Consider the following 21,876-nt stretch of genomic DNA (forward strand, 5'->3'; position numbering starts at 1 on the left):
CCATGAAACGACGCGACTTTCTTGCCACGACAACATTGGCTTTGACGGGAGGGTTTGCCATGGCCGACCTGCCCAAAGTCCAGTCGCTGGATGAGGCCTTGCGCTGGCTGGACAAGGTCGACCATGCGGCCAGCGTCAAAACCACCGGCCAATGGCCGCTGGTGGCCATGCTGGAGCACATGGCGCAAAGTGTGGAGATGAGCCTGGATGGTTTTCCGCAACCGAAGAGTGCGGTTTTCCAGAACACGGCTGGCGCCGCGGCATTTGCCTTCTTTAAATGGCGCGGGCAGATGACGCACAGCCTGAGTGAGCCGATTCCGGGCGCTGCGGTGCTCAGCCGCGAAGGCGACTGGCGGCCCGCGTCGGCCCGCCTGCGTGCGGCCATCGCGCGCTTCACTGCGTACCAGGGGCCGCTGAAGCCGCACTTTGCCTACGGCGCGCTCAGCAAGGCTGATTTTTCACTGGCGCACACGTTTCATATCGCCAATCATCAGGATGAAATCGTTCTGGTGGCGCGCTAACAGCGCGGTGATATTGAGTTAGAACAACTGGTCGGTTGTCATCTCTTCAGACACTGCGTGCCCATATTCAGCCGGGTCTGCAGGCGATTTTTGATCCGCACCCTCTTCGCCGGCTTTAACCAGGGTTGAGGCCCGCACCCCCAGCAGGCGCAGCTTTTTCTCCAGCGGCACACGCTTGAGGCACAGCCCCGCAATCCTGCGGATCGTCGGGCCGTCGGAGGTATAGGTCTGCGCCGTCTGGTCGCGTGTGGCGATCTTGAAATCGTCATAACGCAGCTTGATACCAATCGTTTTGGCCACATAACCTTTGCGCTGCAGGTCCTCGCCCAGGCGCAGGCACAGGTCGGTGAAGATGGCGCCCAGCTCGGCCTTGTTGCGCACCGCGTGCAGGTCGCGGTCAAACGTGGTTTCGCGGCTCATGCTCACCGGCTCGCTCTCGGTCACGACCGGGCGGTCGTCGCGGCCCCAGGCGGCCTCGTGCATCCAGGCGCCTGTGGCCTTGCCGAAGTTGTCGACCAGCCAGCCCGGGTCTTGCGCGGCCAGCTCGCCGATGGTGTGCACATGCAACTTGGCCAGCTTCTCGCCGGCCTTGGGGCCTATGCCGTTGATTTTTCGCACATGCAGCGGCCAGATTTTTTCCTGCAGGTCCGACTCGTAAATGACGGAAATGCCGTTGGGCTTGTTGAACTCGCTCGCCATCTTGGCCAGCAGTTTGTTGGGCGCCACGCCGACCGAGCAGGTCAGGCCCGTCTTTTCAAAAATCGCTTTCTGGATCAGCCGCGCCAGCACGCGCCCGCCTTCGCGCTGGCCGCCGGGCACATCGGTGAAGTCGATGTAGACCTCGTCCACACCGCGGTCCTGCATCAGCGGCGCGATGTCGGTGATGGTGCTTTTGAAGAGCTGCGAGTACTTGCGGATCTCGGCAAAATCCACCGGCAACACGATGGCCTGCGGGCACAGCTTGGCCGCCTTCATCATGCCCATGGCCGAGCCCACACCGAACTGCCGCGCCGCATAGGTGGCCGTAGTGATGACGCCGCGGCCCACATAATCTTTAAGCAGCGGAAAGCTTTCGACCGGGATAAAACGCAGCGGCCGCTCGCCCTGCGCGGCGCGCAGTTCTTCATCCACCTTGCGCCAGCCACCGCCTATGACCACCGGCAAGCCCTTCAGTTGCGGATAGCGCAGCAGCTCAACGGACGCAAAAAAAGCGTCCATGTCGAGATGGGCAATACGGCGGATGTGGGGCGGGGTGGAAGGGGGCAGGTCGCTCACCCGGCAAGCATAGCAATTGCTTGCACCTTCCGCGCGCAAGCGACGGTATAGTCCCGGCACCTGGCCCTGCCCACCCGACACGATTTGGCCCTATTTGCTTTGAAAGGAACTGACCATGCGCTTCAAAGGACATCTGCGTTTTGCCATCACCGCCTTGTTTCTCGCTGGCAGTGCCGGCGCCTTTGCGCAAGACAAAGCCTGCCTGATGGAAGGCAGCTTCAGCATTGCCGGGCAAAAAACCGAGATCAAGGACTGCCTGCAAAACGGCGGTGTGCCCACGGCGCAGTTCAAGGAAACCTGCACCGGCCTGGCACAGACAGCCGCCGCCATGGGCGGGCCGCCTGCCAAGGTGACTTATATGGGCGCCTGCCCGGCACAGGCGCAGGGTTCGTGCGAAGGTTTCTTCGGCAAACCCATGACCAGCTATTACTACAAGCGCGAGCCGCAAACGCTGGGGCAAGTCAAAAGCAGCTGCATTGCGCAAGGCGGCAAATGGAAGTGATGCGGGCTGCTTTCGCCGGCTGATTTGCGCGGCCTCGCCACGCGCGCCGCAGGCAAATATTTACCCTGCTATTTCCTTAGAGGGCTTCTAAAATCTCGCCTTGCCTAAAAAGAGCACAAGCGTGCGAATGTGATGCGGGGCTCAGCCCGTAAGCCCGTACTCCATAACAACACAAGGAAAGACACGATGAAGCGATGGATGAAATGGACCGCCGGCCTGGTGGGCCTGGCGGTGGTGCTGGTGGCCGGCGTAGCCGTGGTCGGCAGCCAGATGGCCGATAGCAAAAGCCAGCGGCAGATCAAGGTAAGCGTGCAGCCGGTGGCCATCCCCACCGCGGCCCAGGCGCTGGAGCGCGGCGCTTATCTGTACAGCTCGCGCGGTTGCGCCGACTGCCATGGCGCAGCCGGCGGCGGCCGCGAATTCGTGAACGACGGCAAGATGCGCCTGGCCGGCCCCAACATCACGCCCGGCGAAGGCAATGTGGTGGCGCGCTACACACCGGAAGACTGGGTGCGCACCGTGCGCCACGGCGTCAAGCCCGACGGCCGTCCCGTCTTCATCATGCCCAGCGAAGACTACAACCGCTTCACCGACGACGACCTGGGCGCACTGGTGGCCTACGTGAAAAGCCTGCCACCCAAGATTGGCGGCGCGGCCGTCATGGACTTGCCCTTGCCGGTGCGCGTGCTCTACGCTTTTGACGCCATCAAAGACGCCGCCCAGAAAATCGACCACACGCTGCCACCCGCCAAGCCGATTGCCGAAGGCGTGACGGCGGCTCACGGCGCCTATGTGGCCAATATGTGCATAGGCTGCCACGGCGCGACCCTGGCCGGCGGCAAGATCCCCGGCGGCCCGCCCAACTGGGCGCCCGCCGCCAACCTGACACCCGGCGAGGGCAGCATCATGCCGCGCTACAAAGACGCCGAGGCCTTTGTTGCCATGCTGCGCAGCGGCAAGCGCCCGGACGGCTCGGTGATCACGGTGATGCCGTTTGAATCGCTGCGTGCGCTGAATGATGTGGATGCGCAGGCGCTGTATGCGTACTTGAAGACGGTGCCGGCCAAGCCGTTTGGGCAGAGATAGGCCAGAGTGGCAGCGGCGATACTGACTTCCATGCCAAATCCCGCCGAGTACCTGCACTTGAGGCCCGAAAGCCCTTTACCGCCCGTGACGGCACAAGCGCCGTATCGGGCGGTCGCGGTGATTGATGCTGAGGTTTCGTGGTCTTGGCAAGTCGAACTGAGCAACTGGCTTGTCCGCTCCGGCTGCCTGTACATGATGGCCTGGGGCCTCAACTGCAGCTCATGGGACGACTCGGTGGACGTCGCCAACATAGAGCAGTTCGAGCCCGCAAACATTCCTGAGGACAAGTTCGTAATGACCACCTGGCATGCCGATAAACCTCTTTCCGAAGCGTTCTGGTTCTCCAAGAACTGCGCGAGTCATCCGGTGGTCAAGCTGGACCGGATCGTGGTCATTCACATCGCTGCCGAAGCACGGGAAAAAGAACTCCTCACGGCTTATCGCGAGGCTTGATGGTTCTGCGCGATGGCTGGCAGCCCTGCATTGATCGCAGCCGCCGGTTCGGGCATCATCGGCGGCGCTTCCTCAATCTTGAAAGCCAACACCATGCCATTCCACGCCGCCGGAACCTTTGAAGTCAATCTTGTGCCGCAAACGCTGGCGAATGCGGACGCCGGGCCGTTGATGGGGCGGCTCTCCATCAACAAGACTTTCAGCGGCGACCTGCAGGCCACCAGCAAAGGCGAAATGCTGAGCGCCGGCACTGTCGTCAAAGGCTCGGCCGGCTATGTGGCGATGGAATGTGTGACGGGCACGCTGCACGGCAAAAGCGGCAGCTTCGTCTTGCAGCACAGCGGCACCATGAACCGTGGTGAGCCACAGTTGACGGTGCATGTCGTGCCTGATTCCGGCACCGGCGAGCTGGCAGGCCTCTCGGGCACGCTCGGCATCCGCATCGCCGACGGCAAGCATTTTTATACGATGGACTACGAGATTTCGCCTCGCTGAGCCGAAGCGGTTTGCGCAGCCACCCCCTAAGCCGTCACCTCAAGCTCGCGCGACTCGAAAAGACCCTTGCCCACGTTCCGCGCTGCTTCCAGGTCCGCCGCGCGCTCCGCATCGTCCAGGCCGATGAGGAGGGTTGATGTCAGCACCTTGGCGCCGCAGTAGTCGAATATCCCTTCGTCGATCTGCTTCTTCATCGCATCCTGGTAGCCGTACTTTTGGTAGGTTTTCATGTCGGCTGCGCCGTGGGCGACCAGGTGAACAGACAGGCGGCGCAGTTTTTTTACCACCCTGAGGTCTGAGCCATAGTCATAGGCCCAGCCGTTGGTGAGCACGCGGTCTATCCACCCCTTCAAAAGCCCGGGCATGGACCACCAGTAAACCGGGTAGACCAGCACCAGGGCATCCGCGCGGTCAACCCTTTTTTGCTCGGCAATGACATCATCGGCAGGCGGGGCTTCCTTGTTGCTCACGTCGACATCGTTGTGGGTAAAGCGCGGGTCAAATCCTTCCGCGGCGAGATCCGCGATCTCGGACGTGTGGCCGCCGCCATTGCCAGTCACGCCTTGCGCGACCTGCGCGGCAATACCGTGACTGAAAGACTGGGGATTGGGATGTGAGAGGACAATCAGCGCATGCATACAAAAAGCTCCTTGGCTAAGACTGGTGAAATGAAAGTGTTTAGACGATGAATCCGGGAACCCTTTCTTTATATACCTTTAGTACATAACCATGTCGCCCAGCAGGAAATCAGATTCAGGCGCCGATTCAGGACCCGATGCGGTGAACGCGGCCGCGCCGCAGCGCCGCCGCCTTCTGCGCGACGACCGCTACCGCCAGCTGATCGACGTGGCCTGGCAGGTCGTGCGGGAGGAGGGCACGGACGCGCTGACGCTGGGCCGCCTGGCCGAAAGCGCCGGCGTCACCAAACCGGTGGTGTATGACCACTTCGCAACGCGCAACGGCCTGCTGGCCGCGCTCTACCGCGAGTTCGACGACCGCCAGACCGCGCTTATCGATGCCGCCCTTGAGGCGGGCGAAAAGACCTTGGCGGCGCGGGCGATGGTGATTGCCGAGTCTTATGTGAACTGTGTCGTCGCGCAGGGCCGGGAGCTGCCCGGCGTGATCTCGGCGCTGGCCAGTTCGCCGGAGCTTCAGCTGGTCAAAAGTGAATGCGAGGCGGCCTTTATGGAAAAGTGCCGCCTGGTGCTGGCGCCTTTCGCCGGGCAGGGCAATGTCAACTTCGCCGGACTCAGGGCCATGCTGGGCGCGGCGGAGGCGCTGTCTTTTTCAGCAACGGCCAATGAGATCAGTGCGGCCGAGGCCAAGAGCGAGCTGTCTCAGACCATCATGGATATGGTGTTGCGGTCCAGGGACGGACGCATCCGCTCCTGATCAGAGGCTGGCCTGACGCTGGGCCAGCCCCCCGAATACACGCCGCACACGGGTGCGGCGCAACCTCGTCAGGAACGCGCAGTGTGCAGCACGTAGTCCGCACGGTAGGCGATGTGTACGCGCTTGCCCAATGCCGCCGCGTCGCAGCCCTCGGCCGGCGCTTGCCCACCAACGGTCTCCAGCCGCTGTACGCTGCTCACGCGTGCAAACGCGCCGGCAGGCCCATCGTTTTTGGCCGCCAGCAGCAGCCAGGGGATGGCCCCGGGCCGCGGCGAATCCATGCGGCCGCGCACGGTGCCGGTAAAGCGGCTGCCGTCCTCATGCTGCCAGAACGGGCCGGCGCCGTGCTTGCCGATGCGGCGGCCATTGCCGTCGAACAGGTCGGCCTCAGGTGCGACAAAGGCCCACGCAGGGGCTGCGCCCTGGGCGGCGCGGCACTCGTAGATCTGCACGCCGTGGGCGGCCACTGTCATCAGCGGCACCTCGTCGCCAGAGGGCTGCACAGCCGGGCTGGCGCAGCCGGTGACCGCCGCGGCCAGGGCCGCGGCGATGAGCGCGACCAGCGCGCGTGGTGAAAACTGCGCAAGACGACCGAAGCGCCTGCTGCGGGAGACAGTCGGAATTTTTCTCATCATTCGCTTCACCCATCAGCCCACGGTGATCACGATTTCGGCGTATTCGCTGGGCACCACCAGGCCACGGCCCTTGCCGACATCCAGCTCGTTGACGAGTGCCAGGATGTCGCGCTCCAGCGCTGCCTGCCCGCCTGCATCCAGCGCTCCAAAGGCCTTGTGCGTCGGGCCGTAAAAGTCGCGGAACACCTGGACAAAGTGCGCAGCCGAACGGTAGCGGAAGTTGAACAGCTTGCGCGTCACCTGAATGTCGCTGGCGCGCGGGCCGAAGAGCGCAACCATATGCGCTTCGGTACCCCAGAGCGCGGGCGAGCGCACACCTGCGGGCGGCGCGACGTGCGTGCCGATGATCTTGAAGAGGCGGCCGATAAAACCCTCGGGCGTCCAGTTGGCCATGCCGATGCGCCCGCCGGGGCGCACCACGCGGATCAGCTCGCGCGCGGCGCTGGCGTGGTCAGGCGCAAACATCACGCCGAAGGTCGACAGGGCCACGTCAAAGCTGCCGCCCTCATAGGGCAGCGCCTCGGCGTCGGCCACTTCAAAGTGCACGTCCAGGCCTTCGGCCTTGGCGCGGCCGCGGCCTTTGTCCAGCAGGGCCAGCACATAGTCGGTCGAGGTCACGTCGGCAAAGCGGCGTGCCGCGGCCAGCGTGGCGTTGCCGTTGCCGGCGGCCACGTCGAGCACGCGCTCGCCCGAGCGCACGTCGACGGCTTCAGCGAGCGTTTCGCCCACGATTTGCAGCGTGGTGCCGACGATGGTGTAATCGCCGCTGGCCCAGGTGGCCTGCTGGCGCTGCTTGATCGCGGTGTAGTCCGGCACAGTGGCTGGTTTTTCGGGGGTGGCAGTGATGGATGTCATGTTGGATACCTTTGGGTTTAGCTTTGGATTGGATGGAACCCGGCTTGTCGTTCGCCGGTATGCCAATGATCCGGACCGGCGCCTTTTGGCGCTTCACCCGTTGTCGCCGCGACTTGACCGAAAGTCCGCCGCCGGGCGGTATTAATGCCATGAACGAGCTCGACCCCCTTTCCGACGTGCTGCGCAGCGTGCGGCTGCGCGGCTCGGTCTTCTTTCACGTCAGCTGCCGTGACCAGTGGGCCGCGCAAGCACCGCATTCGAGCGAACTGGCGCCGGCCGTGATGCCGGGCGCCGAGCATGTCATCGAGTACCACCTGTTCCTGAAAGGCGAAGGCTGGGTGGCCGTTGACGGCGAGCCGCCGCTGCGGCTGAAAGAGGGCGACATCGTCATGCTGCCCCACGGCGATGCCCATGTGGTCTCCAGCGCGCCCGGCCTGCAGCCGGCTGATGAAAGCGGCGACTGGTTGTTCCGCATGCGCGACGACCCCAAGCCGATACCCATCACCTACCGCGGCGGCATGTTCGAGGCGGGCGTGGGCTTGCCGCCCGAGGACGCCAGCGCAGTCATCCTGTGCGGCTTCATCGCCTGCGACCTGAAGCCTTTCAACCCGTTGATCAACGCGCTGCCCAGGCTGCTGCACCTGCCGGCAGACGGCGTCGGCCCTTGGGTGGCCCCCATGCTCGAACAGGCGGCGTCCGAATCCGGCGAGCGGCGCGCTGGCGGTGCGGCGCTGCTGCAGCGGGTCAGCGAGATGGTGTTTGTTGATGGCGCACGGCGCTACCTGGACTCATTGCCCGAACAGGCGCAAGGCTGGCTGGGCGCCCTGCGCGACCGCCAGATAGGCCGTGCCATCACCCTGATGCACGCCGACCCGGCCGAGCCCTGGACGCTGGAGGAGCTTGGCAGCCGCGTGGGCCTTTCCCGCTCCGCCCTGCACGAACGCTTCGTCACCCTGACCGGCCTGGCGCCCATGCAGTACCTGACCAACTGGCGCATGCAATGCGGCGCCCGCCTGCTGCGCGAAGGCCACCTCAGCGTCGCGGCCGTCGCGCTGGAGGTCGGCTACGACTCGGAGGCGTCGTTCTCACGTGCCTTTAAGCGCGCGACGGATTTGCCGCCGGGAGCCTGGCGGCGCGGGCAGTTACAGCCAGGGTAAGCCTCCTGACCGAAATATGTATCCAAAACGGGGTGCCATGGTTAAGATGACTTTTTCAAAGCTTACATGCCCAGCCCTAAAACTCCCGCCCAACAAGTCATCAAGCAAACAGCCGAAGAAGTTTTGAATGATGAGGCGTATCACCTGTACATCAAGCTGATCGACAAGATCACGCAATTTCAATTGGGCAGAGGAGAGGGCCCCACCGATGACGACGTCGCGATGTGGCGGGCCGTCCAGGCCAAGCGGATCGCCACGAGCGCAGGGCCGCTTGACACCTTCTTTTACCGGCCCGACCGGCAGTAAGCCTGCTCAAACAGCGCTGAGCCCTTTATCCAGAAACTTATACCTCCGGGCTGCAAAAACCGCCAAAGCCGCATAAAGAGCGCGTGGGCGGTAGCCTGGAGATGGCCAGCGGATCAGGTCTGAACGGCTGCAGCTTTCCGGCGCCGCATGTCAGATACCGTAAGCCAAAGGGCAGAGAGTAAAAAATAGAAGGCGCCGAACGCTGCGTATGGCGCGACGACGGTAATGCTGGGTACCGCAGCCGCGTATGCCTGCTTGACGAAGAAGGCGCCAGCGAGCGCCGACTGCGCCCCGCTGAGGATCATCGCCCACTGCGCGCCAGCGTATTTCCAGCGCCGCACGCCTGTGGCGAGCTGGAAGAGGCCCGACAGGACGGCCCACACCCCGAATACGCCGAGCACCGCGTTCATGCTGATCCCAAGCGCGATCGCGACTGCTACGGCCGTCACTGCGCTGGCAATCATGTTGAGCGACTGGGGAAAATTTCGTTGCAATCCTCCATGGCGCCGCGCGTCGACGAAATTGGCCGCGGCGTCCCAGGCTGGATAGACAAGAAGCAGTGCGGCGGCGACCCCGGGCATGCTTTGACCGACCGTGAAGGCGGTCAGGACCCAGACGGCTGAAAACGCCGCGCGGGAAAAATAATAGGGCTTGAGCCAGGCATTTCCCTGCGCAGGGATGGGCTGTGCGCTTGTACTGGTCATGAAGTTCTCCTGTGAAAATTTGGCATTAAAAAATTGACTATCTACCAGTAGGTAGATTGCCGGGGTTAAAAAAAAGACACTGATCGGTCTTGCGTACGGTCTACCGCAATTCAGGCGGCGCGAGTTAATCGCCCCACGCTCGCGCCCACGATCGTGGCGAAGAGGTCCGGATCGCCGAGGGCACGGGCCGACAGCATGGCTCCGTGGACTGTCGCCATCAGAGTCATGGCTTCCGATTCCGGATCAGCGCGCAGCTGAAAGACTCCCTTTGCCGCGCCGCTTTCCAAAACGGACGCAAGCCACGCGGCCAGGTCGCAAAAATGCCCGCGGACCTCATCTGCAACCTGCTCCGGGATCGCCGGCAATTCAGCCGCAAGCATCGCGCAGATGCAGAAAGACGACGACCCGTCGCGGATACACGCTTCCCAATAGCCTGTGTAGGCCTCAAGTTGCGCAAGCGGATCGCCGATGTTGCTCTGGATCGCAGCCAGGCCTTTTTGCGCTTCATCGCGGTACCGCCTGACAACGGTCTGCACAAGTTCGGCCTTGCTGGGGAAATGATGATGGATGCTCGCCTTGCTGATTTGCACAGACCCCGAGATATCAGCATAGCTGAAGCCGTTATAGCCACCAGCGACCAGGAGCGGTCGGGCGCAGGCGATGATTTCGGCGGCTCTGGGGGAGAGTTCTGATTCCATGTAAGTAGTCTACCATGGTCTACCAACTAGTAGGATGATGTCAAGAGGCTTGATTTCAGGCTACTTGTGACCAGGCGCTGGAACTGTAGAGATCAGTCCAGCGAAGCGCCAGAGTCCTTGACGATTTTTCTCCAGACAGGAACCTCACTGTTCACAAAGGCTGCGAACTTTGTACGGGGCTGGGGCGTAGCGGTGAGGCCCTGCTTTTCAAAAGCTTCCACCACGGACGGATCTGTGAGCGCCGAGTTGACGGCTTCGTGAAGGACGTTGACGACGGCATCCGGCGTGCCGGCCGGCGCAAACAGGCCGTACCAGGGCGTAACCGAGTACCCGGCCACCGTTTCCTTGATGGTGGGCACCTGGGGCAGGGATTTCAGCCGTGCTTCGTTGGTGGCCGCAAGCACCTTCAACTTCCCGCTCTGGATAAATGGCAGGCTGGAAGCCAGCGCGGAAAAGGTGAAAGGGATCTGGCCGCCCACCACGTCGGCCACAGATACCGGCGCGCCTTTGTACGGAACATGCTGGAATGAAACATTCGCCGCCTGCTCAAACATCACCGTGGCCAGGTGGTTGAGAGTTCCGTTGCCAGGTGTCGAATAAAAAATCTTCCCGGGTGAGGCCTTGGCTTGCGCCAGCAGTTCAGCCACATTTTTGGCCGGAAAACCCGGGTTGGTGACCAGAAGAAGGGTGCCTTCGGCAATCAGCGAAACGGGAACAAAGTCTTTGACGGGGTCGAAGTTGGCATTTTTGTAGAGCGCGGGATTGATGACATGGCTGTTGCCGTTCATCAGCAAGGTGTAGCCGTCAGGTTTCGATTTCGCCACAAAGCTGGCGCCTATGCTTCCGCCGGCGCCTATGCGGTTGTCGATGACGACGGACTGCTTCATGGTGAGCGACATCTTCTGCGCCAGGATTCGCATCATCACGTCGCTGGCGCTGCCTGCCTGCTGCGGAACAACAATCGTGATGGGCCGGTTTGGAAAAGCTTCTTGTGCGTTTGCCGCTGCGGCAATCACCGCGACGAGGCACATCAATGCTTTGGGTAAATACTTCATGGAAGACCTCGGGATGATCAGCCTGGAATGGCCAGATGAAAGAGACAGTCGCCTGTCTCGCAGTGGGACAAGGGTCGCTCGCAGACGACGATGCCGTCGGTGCGAAACCGTACCGGCTCGGGCTCGAGAAGAGGCCTGCTGGGGAAATGCATCAAGCCCGCAAGAGAACCTGCCGAGACCACATCACCGAGCGTTGCATTTGCCTCAAAGATGCCGTCAGACGCCGCGTAGACGTAGCAGTCTTTGGTGACCGTGAGGAACTGGGTGGCTTGCGGCGGTGTTGGGCGCCAGCCCTTTAGAACACCTTCTTGCGCCAGGATGCGCTTCACACCGGTTTCGCAGGTTTCCCTGAATTCCTGGCTGAGCCAACCCCGCCCGCCCATCTCGCACCCGATGCGCAGGATGTTGTTTCTTGCCGCGGCGTCGGAGCTGGTGCCTATCCCGGCCATGCCATAAAAATTCAGGGCATAGGGCGCGCCAAAGGTCTCCATATAAGCCTGAAGCCTGGCGTGGGACTCCGTGCCGGGCACAGAAAGCGCTGTTGTGGAGGGAAGGTAGTTGAGAGAGCTTCCGCCGCTGTGCAGGTCAAAGACCAGGTCGGCCTGGGACATCAACTCCGTCTCGATGAAATGTGCAATGACCTGGGTGACCGAGCCGAGCGGATCACCGGGGAAGCTTCGCGCCAAGTTGCCGTTGTCGATGGGGGAGACCCGGTTGCCTGCTTTGGCTGCAGGGTAATTCGCCATGGGCAGGATGATGAGCTGGCCTTCGATGTCATCCGCCGTCAGTTGGCGGGCCAGGTTTGACAGCGCAATTTGCCCTTCGTACTCATCGCCATGAACCCCTGCCATGAGCAGCATGGTCTTTCCCGGCCCATTCCTGATGCTGACGACGGGAATGGGTATCCACCCGTTTGCCGAGCGATGAACGGAGTGCGGCAGGCGGGCAAACCCAAACTGCTTGCCGTCTTTTTTCAGATCGATATCAAGGGAAACTTTGCTCTTTTGCATGTCGGGTGAGCCGGAGGATGGCCGATGCGAAGGGTTGGCGGGGACGTACCGGCAGTCAGGGCTTTGCGGCGACCGGTGCGGCCTGGTAGTCTTCCATCGGCTTGTCATTGGGCTTTGCCCAGGCGGCCTTGATCGATTCGGGTGTCTGCAGGCCGATGGCCACGCCCTTGGGTGGAATGGGCTTGAGATACCACTTCGTCCACAGATCACGCAGCGCGCCCGAAGCGGCCATGGACTTGATGGTTTCGTCCGCGATCTTTTTGAGTTCCGTGTCGTCCTTTCGCATCATGATCGCGATGGGCTCCACATTCAGGACCTCGCCCACGACAGCAAAATTCTTCGGCGTCTTGGAGGTGGCAATCAGGCTGGCCAGCATGGCGCCGTCAATCACGTACGCGTCGGCACGGCCGGTCTCCAAAAGCAGGAAGCTGTCCTGATGGTCCTTGCCCTGGATTTCCTTGAAGTCCAGGCCTGCTGCCCTTTTGTGTTTGCGCAAATGCTGCACGGAAGTCGTTCCGGTTGTCGTGACAACTGTTTTCCCGTTGAGCTGGCTGATGGAGGTGATGCCTGAGTCGGCTCTCACAGCCATCCGGACTTCCTCGATGTAAGTCGTCACCGCAAATGCGACATCTTTTTGCCGCGCCACGTTGTTGGTCGTGGAGCCGCACTCCAGGTCGACCGTGCCGTTTTGCACCAGCGGAATGCGGTTTTGGGAAGAGACCAGCTGGTAGCCCACTTCAACCATGCCCAGGTTGAGTTTTCGCCGGGCGGCATTGATGATCTGCTGGCAGATATCAATATGAAACCCCACGTACTTGCCATCGCCGAGCGTGTAAGACAGCGGAACCGAGCCATCCCGCACGCCCATCGTCAGTTTGCCGGTGGTGCGCATTTTTTCAAGCGTGCTCACCTGCGCAAGTGCAGGCATGGCGAACAAGGCTGCTGTGACCAGGACGGCCGTTAGTTTCAGTGGTTTCATGAGAGCTCCGGTTGGCGGGTAAAGCTTGAAAGATGGAAAGCTGGGAAGTCAGGTAAGGGACGAACAGAAAGTCTTGATGCGTTGGCAGGCTTGCGTCAGCAGCTCGGTATCCGCGGCGAAAGCCACACGGATGTGCGGCCCCAGGCCGAAGGCGCTGCCGTGTACCGCGGCGACACCGGTTTGCTGCAGTAGCTCGTTCGCAAAAACCTCGTCGTCTGCGATGCGTATGCCGCCGGGTGTCTTCTTGCCGATAAGGCCTGCGCAAGAGGGGTAGGCGTAAAACGCACCTTCCGGCTTGATGCAGGTGAATCCGGGAACCGCATTGAGCATAGACACGACCAGGTCTCTTCTTTGCTCATAGGACTTCCTGGCCAGCGAAATGAAGTCTTGCGTACCGGTGAGGGCCTCAAGGGCCGCGTACTGCGAGATCGAACTGGCGCCGGATGTCTGCTGGCCCTGGATTTTTTCCATTGCGCCAAGAAGCCACTCTGGACCGGCGCCGTAGCCAATCCGCCAGCCGGTCATGGCGTAGGCTTTCGACACGCCGTTGACCATCAGGGTCCGGCGCTGGATGTCTTCACCCAGCTGCGCAATGGTGTGGAATTGCTGCTGGTCAAAGACCAGGTGTTCATAGATGTCGTCGGACATGACCAGCACGTGGGGATGGTCCCGCAGCACGTTCACGATGACCTGCAGGTCCTGCCGGCTGTAGACCGCGCCGGAAGGATTCGAGGGGGAGTTCAGGATCAGCCATTTGGTCCGGGGCGTGAAGGCGGCGCGCAAGTCCTGCTCTGTCAGCTTGAAGCCGTTTTCCATCCGCGTAGGGACGATCACCGGTTGGCCGCCGCAGAGCAGCGCCATTTCAGGGTAGCTCACCCAGTAAGGCGCCGGAATGACCACCTCGTCGCCCGGATTGAGCGTTGCCATCAGGGCATTGAAGATAACTTGCTTTCCGCCGCTGGACACCATGGTTTCGCTGACGTCATAGCGCAAGCCGTTCTCACGCTCGAACTTCGAAACGATGGCCGCGCGCAGTTGGGGAATCCCAGCCACCGGCGGGTAGCGCGTGTGGCCTGCATGGATGGCCGCGACGGCAGCTTCCCTGATGTTGGCGGGCGTGTCGAAGTCCGGCTCTCCCGCGCTGAGGGAAATCACATCGCGGCCGGACTTCTTCAGCGCAGCGGCCCGCGCCAGCATGCCGTAGGTGGCAGACGGCTGGACTGCCGTCAGGCGCGAGCTCAGCGCGCTGCTGCCGGCCATGGTGCTTACTGGCGCCATTTTTGCAAACCCAGGAGTTCAATGGTTGTGGCGCCAGCGCCGAGCTTGTCCATCATCAAGGCCTCTTTGTCGGCGCGTGCCTTGCCGGCCTGGACAACCCGTTCGATATGCGCCTTGGGGATGATGACCACGCCGTCGTCATCGGCGACGACCAGGTCCCCTTGGGAAATGCCGCAGTCCGATATCTGGATGGTTTCCCCTACGGAATTAAACCTCTGCTTGACGGTCCCTTGAACCGAGATTCCCCGTGTGAAAACGGGAAAGTTCCGCTTGTTCATGGCCGCAATATCGCGCACGCCTCCGTCCATGACCAGACCCGCGATGTTCCTAGCCTGAGCGGCGACCGTCAGCACTTCTCCCCAGTAACCGGCCACAAAACCGCTGGCATCGACGACCAGGACGCTGTTGGCAGGTGCTTTTTCCAGGGCAATGTGGATGGCCAGGTTGTCGCCGGGTGCGCACGACAGCGGGTAGGCCTCTCCCACCAGCAGCAGGCCGGGGCAGATGGGGCGAATGTTCCGGTCCAGCGCGCATCGCAGGCCCGACGCCTCAAAAAGCGTTGAAGAGCCGAGCTCACCCGCGGTGGCAAATAGCTTGGCGCTCATCAGGCCTTCCTCTGCAGGGTGTGGTAACCCAGGGCCGCCCGTGCTTCTTTCAGCGTCTTGCCTTTGGAGATCTCGTCCCGGACCTGCCGCTCAACGGCTTCGATCTTCTGCGCGGCTTCAGCAACTTCCCTGGCCCTTTCACGCGGCACCACAACCACGCCGTTCGCATCCGCCACGACGATGTCGCGAGGCCTGACCCTGGCGCTGCCTATGGAGACGGGGACATTGGCCTCCAGGAATTCGACCCGGTCTTTGCCTGTGCGCATATAGCGGCCCCTGGTAAACATGGGGTAGCCGTCGGAGATCGCTTTCATCACGTCCCTGCATACACCGTCGATGACGGTGCCCGCGAATTTTTGCGTGCCGGCCACCTGGGTCATGATGTCGCCCCAGACGGTGCAGTCCGTGCGGCCGCCGTTGTCGATGACGACAAAATCGCCTTCAGCCACGTCGTCAATAAAGTCGCCGGCCGTTCCGGGCGGATTGCTGGTTGGAACGTAGCGGACCGTGAAGGCAGGACCGACCACGGTTTTGGCGTAGTTGGCCAAAGGGGCGATGCCCAGGCACTGGCCCGGAAGCCCGAGTTTGTCCATGGCATCCGACACACCCGGTGTATCCAGGCCTTCGAAGAGCGCTACGAGGTCTTTGTCTTCCGTGTTCATTTTTGTTTCTCCACTGCAATGGCTGCAAACTCTTTGTCGTGCATGACTTCAGAGACGGAGCGGCCGGCGCGAATCGCCTTGACCATGCCGTCCTGCCGTGCGGCGATCTTTTCGCCCAGGGTGATGACTTCTTCGATACGGCCGGCAGGAACGAACACGGTTCCGCAGCGGTCGGCGATCACATAGTCGTTGTGGTTCACCGTGACGCCCTGCACCTGGATGGGCTCGCACGATGAAATCTGGGCGACCCGGTTTCTGGCGCTGATCATCGTCACACCGCGCCCGTAGACGGGGTAGCCGATGGACTCGCTGCCTTCGATGTCGCGCGACACGCCGTCGAGGATCGTTCCCTTGATGCCCTTGAGCTGGGAAGCATTGGCCACCAGGTCGCCCCAGGAGGAGATGCCTTCCAGGCCGCCGGTAATGACCAGAATGCGATTGGCTGAATTCGTCTCGGCGATCACGGGCGTGATCGGGTGCAGCGTGGCCCGGGGATCTGTTTTCGGCCCAAGCTGGATCGTGGTGGCGATCCCCACGATCTTGGGGCAGTCCCAGAGCGGGCGCAGGCCGAAGGTGGCGCCTTTGAGTTCGAGGAAATCAAGGGCGTCAGAGACGGTGTTCGTGTCGAGCTGATAGAGCCGCTGGAGAAGTTTTTCTTCGGTCATGCTTTAAGTTGAAGTTGGATGTCTGCGCTGTATCGGGTACATTTTTCTTGCAACGGATCAAATCGATTCCTTTGCAAGACGCCAGTTTCTCGCTCTTAAACGAGGGTGTCTATTGCCTTCGGCATATCGAATCGATACATAAAAGGAATCGAAATGATCAACTTCAGAATCCTGCGGCACCTGTGGCTGTTTTTGGCGGTCGCGGAAGAGCGGCACTTCGGCAAGGCGGCCAAACGCCTGGGAATGTCCCAGCCGCCTCTGACCAAGCAGATACAGGTTCTGGAACATGCCCTGAAGGTCAGGCTGTTTGAGCGCTCACAAAGCGGCGTCACGCTGACGCCGGCCGGGCTGGCGATTCTTCCGGCGGTGCAGAAATTTGCCGACCAGGTTCAGCGTCTTGAGCTGTCCGTGAGAGAGGCAACCAGTGGCCACACGGCGGTGCTGACGGTGGGCACCATCACCTCAGCGATGTTTGATGTGCTTCCCGGGATCATTGAGCTCGTCAAAAAGGATCACCCGGGCATCACCGTCTCGCTCAAGGAAGCGGACACGGCCAGCGCCATTGCGGCGCTGGAGAGCGGTGATATGGATGTCGCGTTTGTCCGGCTGAACGGGAACTATGGGGCCGTGACGGCGGTGCCTTTGATCAAAGACCGGCTCGCAGTCGCCTTGCCGCCCGGCCACAGACTGGCGGGGCACAAGTCGATCAGGCTGGCGGATGTCTCGGAAGAAAACTTTGTGCTTTTCCCCCGATCCATCAGCCCGGCCTACTTCGACGATGTGGTGACCGCATGCAGGGGCGCCGGCTTTTCCCCGCGCATTCTTCACGAGGCCATGTCAGTGGCCTCGCAGCTGGCCTTTGTGGCGTGCGGGCAGGGCGTGGCAGTGGTGCCCTCTGCGCTCGAGAACATGAACACGACAGGGGTGAGCATCAAACCACTTCGGGATGTGGTCGACGTTGTGACCATTGCGGTGGCCTGGAACAGGAACAGGCCGAACCCGTCAGTCGAGGCGCTCGTGAAGATCGCCCAAAGCTGGGCGAAGCGCTAGATAACAAAGGTCTGCCGGGCGCAGATGCCCGACAGGGGCCGTTTGATGGTCAGTAGGTGCCAGGCACAAAGATGCTGCTGTCCACCGCCTTGATGTCGGTGCGCCCGCAGAAGGCCATGGTCAGGTCCAGCTCTTTGTGGATGATTTCCAGCGCCTTGGTCACACCTTCTTCGCCCATGGCGCCCAGGCCGTAGAGGAAGGCGCGGCCTATGTAGGTGCCTTTGGCGCCCAGGGCGATGGCTTTGAGTGCGTCCTGGCCGGAGCGGATGCCGCCGTCCATGTGCACTTCGATCTGCTTGCCGACGGCGGCGACGATTTCGGGCAGGCACGAGATGGACGACATCGCCCCGTCGAGTTGGCGGCCGCCGTGGTTGGAGACGACCAGTGCATCTGCGCCTGAGTTAACGGCGAGCTTGGCGTCTTCAACGTCCTGGATGCCCTTGAGGATCAGCTTGCCGCCCCAGCGTTTCTTGATCCATTCCACATCGCCCCAGTTGAGGGCCGGGTCGAACTGCTTGGCTGTCCATTCCGAGAGCGAGCCCATGTTCTCGACGCCTTTGACGTGGCCCACGATGTTGCCGAAGCCGTGGCGTTTGGTGCCCAGCATGCCCAGGCCCCAGCGCGGTTTGGTCATCAGGTTGAGTATGGTGGCGAGCGTGGGCTTGGGCGGTGCGCTCAGGCCGTTCTTCAAGTCCTTGTGGCGCTGGCCGAGGATCTGCAAGTCCAGCGTGAGCACCAGCGCCGAGCAATTGGCCGCCTTGGCGCGGTCGATCAGGCTTTCGATAAAGGCGCGGTCCTTCATCACATAGAGCTGGAACCAGAAGGGGTGGCGGTCGGTGCCGGCGGCCACGTCTTCGAGTGAGCAGATGCTCATGGTCGACAACGTGAAGGGAATGCCGAATTTTTTGGCGGCGCGGGCGCCCAGGATTTCGCCGTCGGCATGCTGCATGCCCGTCAGGCCCGTGGGCGCAATCGCCACCGGCATGGCCACGGGCTGGCCGATCATGGTGGTGGCCGTGCTGCGGTTTTCCATGTTGACGGCCACGCGCTGGCGCAGCTTGATCTTCTGGAAGTCGCTTTCGTTGGCGCGGTAGGTGCTTTCCGTCCACGAGCCGGAGTCGGCGTAGTCGTAGAACATGCGGGGCACCCGCTTTTTGGCCAGAACGCGCAGGTCTTCGATATTGGTGATCACGGGCACGGTGCTTGTCTCCTCAGTGGCCCAATGCTAAAGGTTTGGGCTGCCCGGCGATTGAATTAATTTTGGCGGGCTTCAAATTATTTCAATACGGGTGCTTTGGCGCCGGTCACGGCTTTGGCCTCGCGCACACCGGCACCGCGCACTTCGAGCCTGATCTCGTCGGCCACCTTGCCACCGGCATCGAGCAGCTGCACCACGTGCCGGCCCGGCCAGGGCATCCACTGCGCCTGGGGGCCGCGCGCAAACTCCTTGCCGTCCATCAGCCAGCGTGTGCCGCGGCCTTCGGCGCTGAAGCTGACGCGCTGGTGTTTGGGTGGGATGTCCGGGTCCAGCGCAATGATGGTGCCTGAGGCGGGGGCGGTGATGCGGGGCGGGGCGTCGGGTTCTGACGGGGGTTTTGTGCCATTTCGGGTTGCAGCCCTTTCAGGACGGGCGTAATCCGCTCCCGAATTCATAGCGAATACGGTTTGCTCTGTACCCTGCAGAAACCACTCGCTGCGCGTAGCCTCCAGCGGCCGGCCGCCTTCGTTGCCGAATTGCGTGCGGCTTTGCACCAGGCCTGCGGGCGGCACGGGCGCGCGGCTGGGCTCGGTTTTGTGCAGGTAATTCATCAAGGCCGCCCAGATGGGCGCGGCGCCACTGGTGCCGCTCACGTCCCACATGGGCGCACCGCTGGCGTTGCCCACCCACACGCCGACGGTGTAGCGCTGCGAAAACCCCATGGCCCAGTTGTCACGCATGTCCTTGCTGGTGCCGGTTTTCACCGCCGTCCAGAAGCGGGTGGCCAGAATGCTGTCGGTGCCGAAGGTGCGGGCACGCGCCATCGGGTCGGCCATGATGTCGGTGGCGATAAAGGCAGCGCGTGCGTCCAGTGCGGGTTTAAACACCGGCTTGGGGTTCTTCGCCAGCGAAGGCGCGCTGTAGCGCCCGCCATTGGCCAGCGTGCGGTAGGCATTGGTCAGCGACAGCAAAGACACCTCGCTGCTGCCCAGCGCCAGGCTGTAGCCGTAGTAGTCGCCCGACTCCTTCAGCGGCAGGCCGACGGCCCTGAGCTGGCGGTGAAAGGCGTCGGGTGACACCATCACCAGCGTGCGCACGGCGGGCACGTTGAGCGAGGCGCCCAGCGCGGTGCGCGCGGAGACCAGGCCCTTGAACTGCCGGTCGTAGTTTTGCGGAATGTAGAGTCCGCCAGCCGTCTGAATCTGTGACGAAGAGTCTTCAAGCAAAGAGGCAGCGGTGATGCGCTTTTCGGCAATCGCCTGCGCGTACAAAAAGGGTTTGAGTGTGGAGCCCGGCTGGCGCAGCGCCATCACACCGTCAACCTCGGCCGCGCCGCTGAGCTCGCCCGACGAGCCGACCCAGGCCAGCACTTCGCCGGTGGCGTTGTCCAGCACCACGACGGCGCCGTCTTCGACATGGCGGCCGCGCAGTTCGCGCAGTTGTTGGGTCAGGGTTTGCACGGCAAAGCGCTGCAGGGGTGCGCGGGCGGTGGATCGGATGGATTGGCTGCCGGAGTCCGGGGAGCCCTCACCCCTGCCCTCTCCCAGGGGGAGAGGGAGCAAGACCGAGTCACTGCGCTCGGGGCTGTTACTCCCTCGCCCTTTGGGAGAGGGTTGGGGTGAGGGCGCGCGAAGCGCCAGCAACCTGCGCGCCAAATGCGGTGCCACTCCTTCACTTGCATCAAAAGCCCTGCGCTGCAGCGCCGCTGCCGCATACAAATCCAGCCCTTCGCAATCCACCTTCGCCGGGGCCTGCATGGTTTTAAGCACACCGCAAGCCCGCTGCGAGACTTGTGCCGCTTTCGCGTTGGGCGCGCGCACCAGCGCGGCCGCAATCGCCGCCTCGCGCTCGTCCAGCCCGTGCGCGGCCTTGCCAAACAGCGTGCGGCTTAGCGCGTCAATGCCCACCATCTCACCGCGAAACGGCACGAGATTGAGGTATGCCTCCAGAATCTGGTCCTTGCGCCAGCGCGTCTCCAGCACCTGGGCCGACACGGTCTGGCCGACCTTCTGCACAAGGCTGCGGCCGCCCGCGCCGGCGCGCCAGTCTTCATCAAGCAAACCCGCCAGCTGCATGCTGAGGGTGGAGGCGCCGCGTGTCTTGGTGTTCCACAAATTGCCCCAGGCCGCAGCCGACACGGCTCGCCAGTCCACGCCGCTGTGCTCGTAAAAGCGTTTGTCTTCGCTCAGCACCAGCGCCGTACGCAGGGCAGGCGATACATCAGGCAGCGCCACCCACTGGCCGCGCCGCACGGCGTTGTCGGTGCGTACGCGCTGGATGACTTCGCCGCTGCGGTCGAGGATGAGCGTGTCTGAGGGGCGGAATTCGCGTTTGACTTCGTCGAAGGTGGCGACGGCCCAGGCGCACTGGCTGCTTGCAGCGAGCAAGGCTGCCGCAAAAACCGAATTTACGCGGCGACGCGTGCGTCCGGATGGCGCAGGCCCTGGGTTGTCAAATAACGCGCGGTGTTTCACGGTGCAAGCATCAATAGCTGGACAAATCCACTTTGGACATGGGAATGGCGCTCTCCATCACGACCTGCAGGGCCAGGTCCGGCTTGATCGCCGTTTTGGAAAGATCCATGACTTCCTGGATGGCAAAACCAAAGAGGATGGGCCATTCCACGGATTCCTTGCAGAACGGATGGATGACGTTCAACATCACGGGCCACAGGGACTTGAGGTAGTTGATGGGCAAATCCCCGGGTTTATGGCCGTCGGGAAGACGAGGTATGCCGAAGCTTTCGCCGCCCACGGTGCCTGTCACGTACCCGAAAATTTCCGCCACATCGGGAAGCTTGGTACAGCCATTGTGCTGGGCGGCTCCTGCGGCCAGACTCCAGATCGAAAGTTGCGATTCGGCCAATGCCTTGTTGAGGTGATCCCCGAAGAAGAAATTCTTCCCGTCTTTTGTGCCGACCACCATCAGCAGCGACGTTTCAGCCATGCCCTGCTTTTTGGCCTGCTGCCGCAGGTCGGCCTGGCAGGCATAGCCGGCCAGCGAGCCCAGCGCGCACAGCAGCGATTCGATATGCACGCCCCGCTCGGTTTTCATGCCGCTGAGAAGACGTTGAACGACTTCCTTGCTGCCGATCTTGGCGCCGATCAGGGAATCGGTTTTCCGTTTCTCCTCAATGGCACGCAGCAAGGCTTCCTCTTGCGGGCGCATCGGAGGGGTGCGCGGAGCTTCTTTCCTTCCCTCCGCCTTTTTTACCGGGGAGGGAGCTGGCGCCCCTGTGATTTTTGACATCAAGGCTTTGAACATGGACAGGTCTTTCTTGTTTTTGGCAATCGGG

Annotated in this window: 25 protein-coding genes; 9 read left to right on the forward strand and 16 right to left on the reverse strand. The window is 62.2% G+C overall.

Annotation, left to right across the window (positions count from 1 at the left end):
- Positions 1 to 2: 2 nt before the first annotated feature.
- Positions 3 to 521, forward strand: a complete 519-nt coding sequence (locus tag BM408_RS14560) for a DUF1569 domain-containing protein (protein WP_092130581.1) — start codon at positions 3 to 5, stop codon at positions 519 to 521.
- Between the two features lie 18 nt (positions 522 to 539).
- Here the strand turns inward: BM408_RS14560 and BM408_RS14565 are convergent, their stop codons facing one another.
- A complete protein-coding gene (locus tag BM408_RS14565) occupies positions 540 to 1,739 on the reverse strand; it encodes a Y-family DNA polymerase (protein ID WP_092130582.1) in 1,200 nt (399 codons plus the stop codon).
- Positions 1,740 to 1,911: 172 nt separating this feature from the next.
- Between BM408_RS14565 and BM408_RS14570 the strand changes: the two genes are divergently transcribed.
- The 4 genes from BM408_RS14570 to BM408_RS14585 all read left to right on the forward strand — a co-directional run bounded on the left by BM408_RS14570 (position 1,912) and on the right by BM408_RS14585 (position 4,332).
- Complete coding sequence (locus tag BM408_RS14570) at positions 1,912 to 2,298, forward strand: hypothetical protein (RefSeq protein WP_092130583.1); 387 nt, start codon at positions 1,912 to 1,914, stop codon at positions 2,296 to 2,298.
- Between the two features lie 186 nt (positions 2,299 to 2,484).
- Positions 2,485 to 3,384, forward strand: coding sequence for a c-type cytochrome (locus BM408_RS14575; RefSeq protein ID WP_092130584.1), 900 nt, complete (start codon positions 2,485 to 2,487; stop codon positions 3,382 to 3,384).
- 30 nt (positions 3,385 to 3,414) lie between these two features.
- Entirely contained in the window at positions 3,415 to 3,837 is a 423-nt protein-coding gene (locus BM408_RS14580; RefSeq protein ID WP_092130585.1) for a DUF7684 family protein, read from the forward strand.
- Positions 3,838 to 3,930: 93 nt separating this feature from the next.
- Entirely contained in the window at positions 3,931 to 4,332 is a 402-nt protein-coding gene (locus tag BM408_RS14585; protein ID WP_092130699.1) for a DUF3224 domain-containing protein, read from the forward strand.
- A gap of 26 nt (positions 4,333 to 4,358) precedes the next feature.
- On the opposite strand, the gene BM408_RS14590 is transcribed toward BM408_RS14585, so the two are convergent.
- Positions 4,359 to 4,970: an NAD(P)H-dependent oxidoreductase gene (locus BM408_RS14590; RefSeq protein WP_092130586.1), complete on the reverse strand. Its 612-nt coding sequence runs from the start codon at positions 4,968 to 4,970 to the stop codon at positions 4,359 to 4,361.
- Between the two features lie 91 nt (positions 4,971 to 5,061).
- Between BM408_RS14590 and BM408_RS14595 the strand changes: the two genes are divergently transcribed.
- The gene (locus BM408_RS14595) at positions 5,062 to 5,724 is read left to right on the forward strand and encodes a TetR/AcrR family transcriptional regulator (protein WP_092130587.1); all 663 of its coding nucleotides are present in this window, start codon (positions 5,062 to 5,064) and stop codon (positions 5,722 to 5,724) included.
- Positions 5,725 to 5,792: 68 nt separating this feature from the next.
- Here BM408_RS14595 and BM408_RS14600 read toward each other — a convergent pair whose 3' ends face one another.
- Both BM408_RS14600 and BM408_RS14605 read right to left on the reverse strand, forming a co-directional pair.
- Complete coding sequence (locus tag BM408_RS14600; RefSeq protein ID WP_092130700.1) at positions 5,793 to 6,356, reverse strand: DUF3455 domain-containing protein; 564 nt, start codon at positions 6,354 to 6,356, stop codon at positions 5,793 to 5,795.
- A gap of 15 nt (positions 6,357 to 6,371) precedes the next feature.
- Positions 6,372 to 7,214: a class I SAM-dependent methyltransferase gene (locus BM408_RS14605; protein ID WP_092130588.1), complete on the reverse strand. Its 843-nt coding sequence runs from the start codon at positions 7,212 to 7,214 to the stop codon at positions 6,372 to 6,374.
- Between the two features lie 149 nt (positions 7,215 to 7,363).
- Between BM408_RS14605 and BM408_RS14610 the strand changes: the two genes are divergently transcribed.
- Positions 7,364 to 8,371 carry an AraC family transcriptional regulator gene (locus tag BM408_RS14610; RefSeq protein WP_092130701.1) on the forward strand — a complete coding sequence of 336 codons (1,008 nt, stop codon included), beginning with the start codon at positions 7,364 to 7,366 and terminating at the stop codon, positions 8,369 to 8,371.
- 66 nt (positions 8,372 to 8,437) lie between these two features.
- Positions 8,438 to 8,677 (forward strand): hypothetical protein, encoded by a 240-nt coding sequence (locus BM408_RS14615; RefSeq protein WP_092130589.1) that lies wholly within the window; start codon positions 8,438 to 8,440, stop codon positions 8,675 to 8,677.
- A gap of 113 nt (positions 8,678 to 8,790) precedes the next feature.
- Here the strand turns inward: BM408_RS14615 and BM408_RS14620 are convergent, their stop codons facing one another.
- The 9 genes from BM408_RS14620 to BM408_RS14660 all read right to left on the reverse strand — a co-directional run bounded on the left by BM408_RS14620 (position 8,791) and on the right by BM408_RS14660 (position 16,333).
- Complete coding sequence (locus BM408_RS14620; RefSeq protein WP_092130590.1) at positions 8,791 to 9,381, reverse strand: DUF308 domain-containing protein; 591 nt, start codon at positions 9,379 to 9,381, stop codon at positions 8,791 to 8,793.
- Between the two features lie 110 nt (positions 9,382 to 9,491).
- A complete protein-coding gene (locus BM408_RS14625) occupies positions 9,492 to 10,079 on the reverse strand; it encodes a TetR/AcrR family transcriptional regulator (protein WP_092130591.1) in 588 nt (195 codons plus the stop codon).
- A gap of 92 nt (positions 10,080 to 10,171) precedes the next feature.
- The gene (locus tag BM408_RS14630; protein WP_092130592.1) at positions 10,172 to 11,134 is read right to left on the reverse strand and encodes a tripartite tricarboxylate transporter substrate binding protein; all 963 of its coding nucleotides are present in this window, start codon (positions 11,132 to 11,134) and stop codon (positions 10,172 to 10,174) included.
- 17 nt (positions 11,135 to 11,151) lie between these two features.
- Positions 11,152 to 12,144 (reverse strand): succinylglutamate desuccinylase/aspartoacylase family protein, encoded by a 993-nt coding sequence (locus tag BM408_RS14635; RefSeq protein WP_092130593.1) that lies wholly within the window; start codon positions 12,142 to 12,144, stop codon positions 11,152 to 11,154.
- A gap of 55 nt (positions 12,145 to 12,199) precedes the next feature.
- Entirely contained in the window at positions 12,200 to 13,123 is a 924-nt protein-coding gene (locus BM408_RS14640; protein WP_092130594.1) for an amino acid ABC transporter substrate-binding protein, read from the reverse strand.
- A gap of 48 nt (positions 13,124 to 13,171) precedes the next feature.
- Positions 13,172 to 14,401 carry a pyridoxal phosphate-dependent aminotransferase gene (locus tag BM408_RS14645; protein WP_254774825.1) on the reverse strand — a complete coding sequence of 410 codons (1,230 nt, stop codon included), beginning with the start codon at positions 14,399 to 14,401 and terminating at the stop codon, positions 13,172 to 13,174.
- Entirely contained in the window at positions 14,389 to 15,006 is a 618-nt protein-coding gene (locus BM408_RS14650) for an RraA family protein (RefSeq protein WP_092130596.1), read from the reverse strand. Before BM408_RS14650 ends, BM408_RS14645 begins: the two co-directional genes overlap by 13 nt.
- Positions 15,006 to 15,668, reverse strand: a complete 663-nt coding sequence (locus BM408_RS14655; protein ID WP_092130597.1) for an RraA family protein — start codon at positions 15,666 to 15,668, stop codon at positions 15,006 to 15,008. Before BM408_RS14655 ends, BM408_RS14650 begins: the two co-directional genes overlap by 1 nt.
- Positions 15,665 to 16,333, reverse strand: a complete 669-nt coding sequence (locus BM408_RS14660; protein WP_092130598.1) for an RraA family protein — start codon at positions 16,331 to 16,333, stop codon at positions 15,665 to 15,667. Before BM408_RS14660 ends, BM408_RS14655 begins: the two co-directional genes overlap by 4 nt.
- Before the next feature lie 153 nt (positions 16,334 to 16,486).
- On the opposite strand from BM408_RS14660, the gene BM408_RS14665 reads away from it, so the two are divergent.
- Positions 16,487 to 17,383 carry a LysR family transcriptional regulator gene (locus BM408_RS14665; protein ID WP_092130599.1) on the forward strand — a complete coding sequence of 299 codons (897 nt, stop codon included), beginning with the start codon at positions 16,487 to 16,489 and terminating at the stop codon, positions 17,381 to 17,383.
- Between the two features lie 49 nt (positions 17,384 to 17,432).
- Here BM408_RS14665 and BM408_RS14670 read toward each other — a convergent pair whose 3' ends face one another.
- The 3 genes from BM408_RS14670 to BM408_RS14680 form a co-directional block, all read right to left on the reverse strand.
- Positions 17,433 to 18,581 (reverse strand): alpha-hydroxy acid oxidase, encoded by a 1,149-nt coding sequence (locus BM408_RS14670; RefSeq protein ID WP_092130600.1) that lies wholly within the window; start codon positions 18,579 to 18,581, stop codon positions 17,433 to 17,435.
- 77 nt (positions 18,582 to 18,658) lie between these two features.
- A complete protein-coding gene (locus BM408_RS14675) occupies positions 18,659 to 20,968 on the reverse strand; it encodes a transglycosylase domain-containing protein (RefSeq protein WP_254774826.1) in 2,310 nt (769 codons plus the stop codon).
- 97 nt (positions 20,969 to 21,065) lie between these two features.
- Complete coding sequence (locus BM408_RS14680) at positions 21,066 to 21,845, reverse strand: hypothetical protein (protein ID WP_139237355.1); 780 nt, start codon at positions 21,843 to 21,845, stop codon at positions 21,066 to 21,068.
- Positions 21,846 to 21,876 lie beyond the last annotated feature (31 nt).

The organism is Polaromonas sp. YR568, assembly GCF_900116715.1.
GTDB lineage: Bacteria > Pseudomonadota > Gammaproteobacteria > Burkholderiales > Burkholderiaceae_C > Polaromonas.

What these genes read in the sequence shown, in the direction of transcription:
- BM408_RS14640 (WP_092130594.1), bottom strand. Translation starts at nt 13,123, where the DNA reads ATGAAACCACTGAAACTAACGGCCGTCCTGGTCACAGCAGCCTTGTTC.
- BM408_RS14590 (WP_092130586.1), bottom strand. Translation starts at nt 4,970, where the DNA reads ATGCATGCGCTGATTGTCCTCTCACATCCCAATCCCCAGTCTTTCAGT.
- BM408_RS14635 (WP_092130593.1), bottom strand. Translation starts at nt 12,144, where the DNA reads ATGCAAAAGAGCAAAGTTTCCCTTGATATCGATCTGAAAAAAGACGGC.
- BM408_RS14660 (WP_092130598.1), bottom strand. Translation starts at nt 16,333, where the DNA reads ATGACCGAAGAAAAACTTCTCCAGCGGCTCTATCAGCTCGACACGAAC.
- BM408_RS14595 (WP_092130587.1), top strand. Translation starts at nt 5,062, where the DNA reads ATGTCGCCCAGCAGGAAATCAGATTCAGGCGCCGATTCAGGACCCGAT.
- BM408_RS14560 (WP_092130581.1), top strand. Translation starts at nt 3, where the DNA reads ATGAAACGACGCGACTTTCTTGCCACGACAACATTGGCTTTGACGGGA.
- BM408_RS14625 (WP_092130591.1), bottom strand. Translation starts at nt 10,079, where the DNA reads ATGGAATCAGAACTCTCCCCCAGAGCCGCCGAAATCATCGCCTGCGCC.
- BM408_RS14575 (WP_092130584.1), top strand. Translation starts at nt 2,485, where the DNA reads ATGAAGCGATGGATGAAATGGACCGCCGGCCTGGTGGGCCTGGCGGTG.
- BM408_RS14585 (WP_092130699.1), top strand. Translation starts at nt 3,931, where the DNA reads ATGCCATTCCACGCCGCCGGAACCTTTGAAGTCAATCTTGTGCCGCAA.
- BM408_RS14665 (WP_092130599.1), top strand. Translation starts at nt 16,487, where the DNA reads ATGATCAACTTCAGAATCCTGCGGCACCTGTGGCTGTTTTTGGCGGTC.
- BM408_RS14570 (WP_092130583.1), top strand. Translation starts at nt 1,912, where the DNA reads ATGCGCTTCAAAGGACATCTGCGTTTTGCCATCACCGCCTTGTTTCTC.
- BM408_RS14630 (WP_092130592.1), bottom strand. Translation starts at nt 11,134, where the DNA reads ATGAAGTATTTACCCAAAGCATTGATGTGCCTCGTCGCGGTGATTGCC.
- BM408_RS14615 (WP_092130589.1), top strand. Translation starts at nt 8,438, where the DNA reads ATGCCCAGCCCTAAAACTCCCGCCCAACAAGTCATCAAGCAAACAGCC.
- BM408_RS14600 (WP_092130700.1), bottom strand. Translation starts at nt 6,356, where the DNA reads ATGAGAAAAATTCCGACTGTCTCCCGCAGCAGGCGCTTCGGTCGTCTT.
- BM408_RS14610 (WP_092130701.1), top strand. Translation starts at nt 7,364, where the DNA reads ATGAACGAGCTCGACCCCCTTTCCGACGTGCTGCGCAGCGTGCGGCTG.
- BM408_RS14580 (WP_092130585.1), top strand. Translation starts at nt 3,415, where the DNA reads ATGCCAAATCCCGCCGAGTACCTGCACTTGAGGCCCGAAAGCCCTTTA.
- BM408_RS14650 (WP_092130596.1), bottom strand. Translation starts at nt 15,006, where the DNA reads ATGAGCGCCAAGCTATTTGCCACCGCGGGTGAGCTCGGCTCTTCAACG.
- BM408_RS14620 (WP_092130590.1), bottom strand. Translation starts at nt 9,381, where the DNA reads ATGACCAGTACAAGCGCACAGCCCATCCCTGCGCAGGGAAATGCCTGG.
- BM408_RS14655 (WP_092130597.1), bottom strand. Translation starts at nt 15,668, where the DNA reads ATGAACACGGAAGACAAAGACCTCGTAGCGCTCTTCGAAGGCCTGGAT.
- BM408_RS14565 (WP_092130582.1), bottom strand. Translation starts at nt 1,739, where the DNA reads ATGGACGCTTTTTTTGCGTCCGTTGAGCTGCTGCGCTATCCGCAACTG.
- BM408_RS14680 (WP_139237355.1), bottom strand. Translation starts at nt 21,845, where the DNA reads ATGTTCAAAGCCTTGATGTCAAAAATCACAGGGGCGCCAGCTCCCTCC.
- BM408_RS14605 (WP_092130588.1), bottom strand. Translation starts at nt 7,214, where the DNA reads ATGACATCCATCACTGCCACCCCCGAAAAACCAGCCACTGTGCCGGAC.
- BM408_RS14645 (WP_254774825.1), bottom strand. Translation starts at nt 14,401, where the DNA reads ATGGCGCCAGTAAGCACCATGGCCGGCAGCAGCGCGCTGAGCTCGCGC.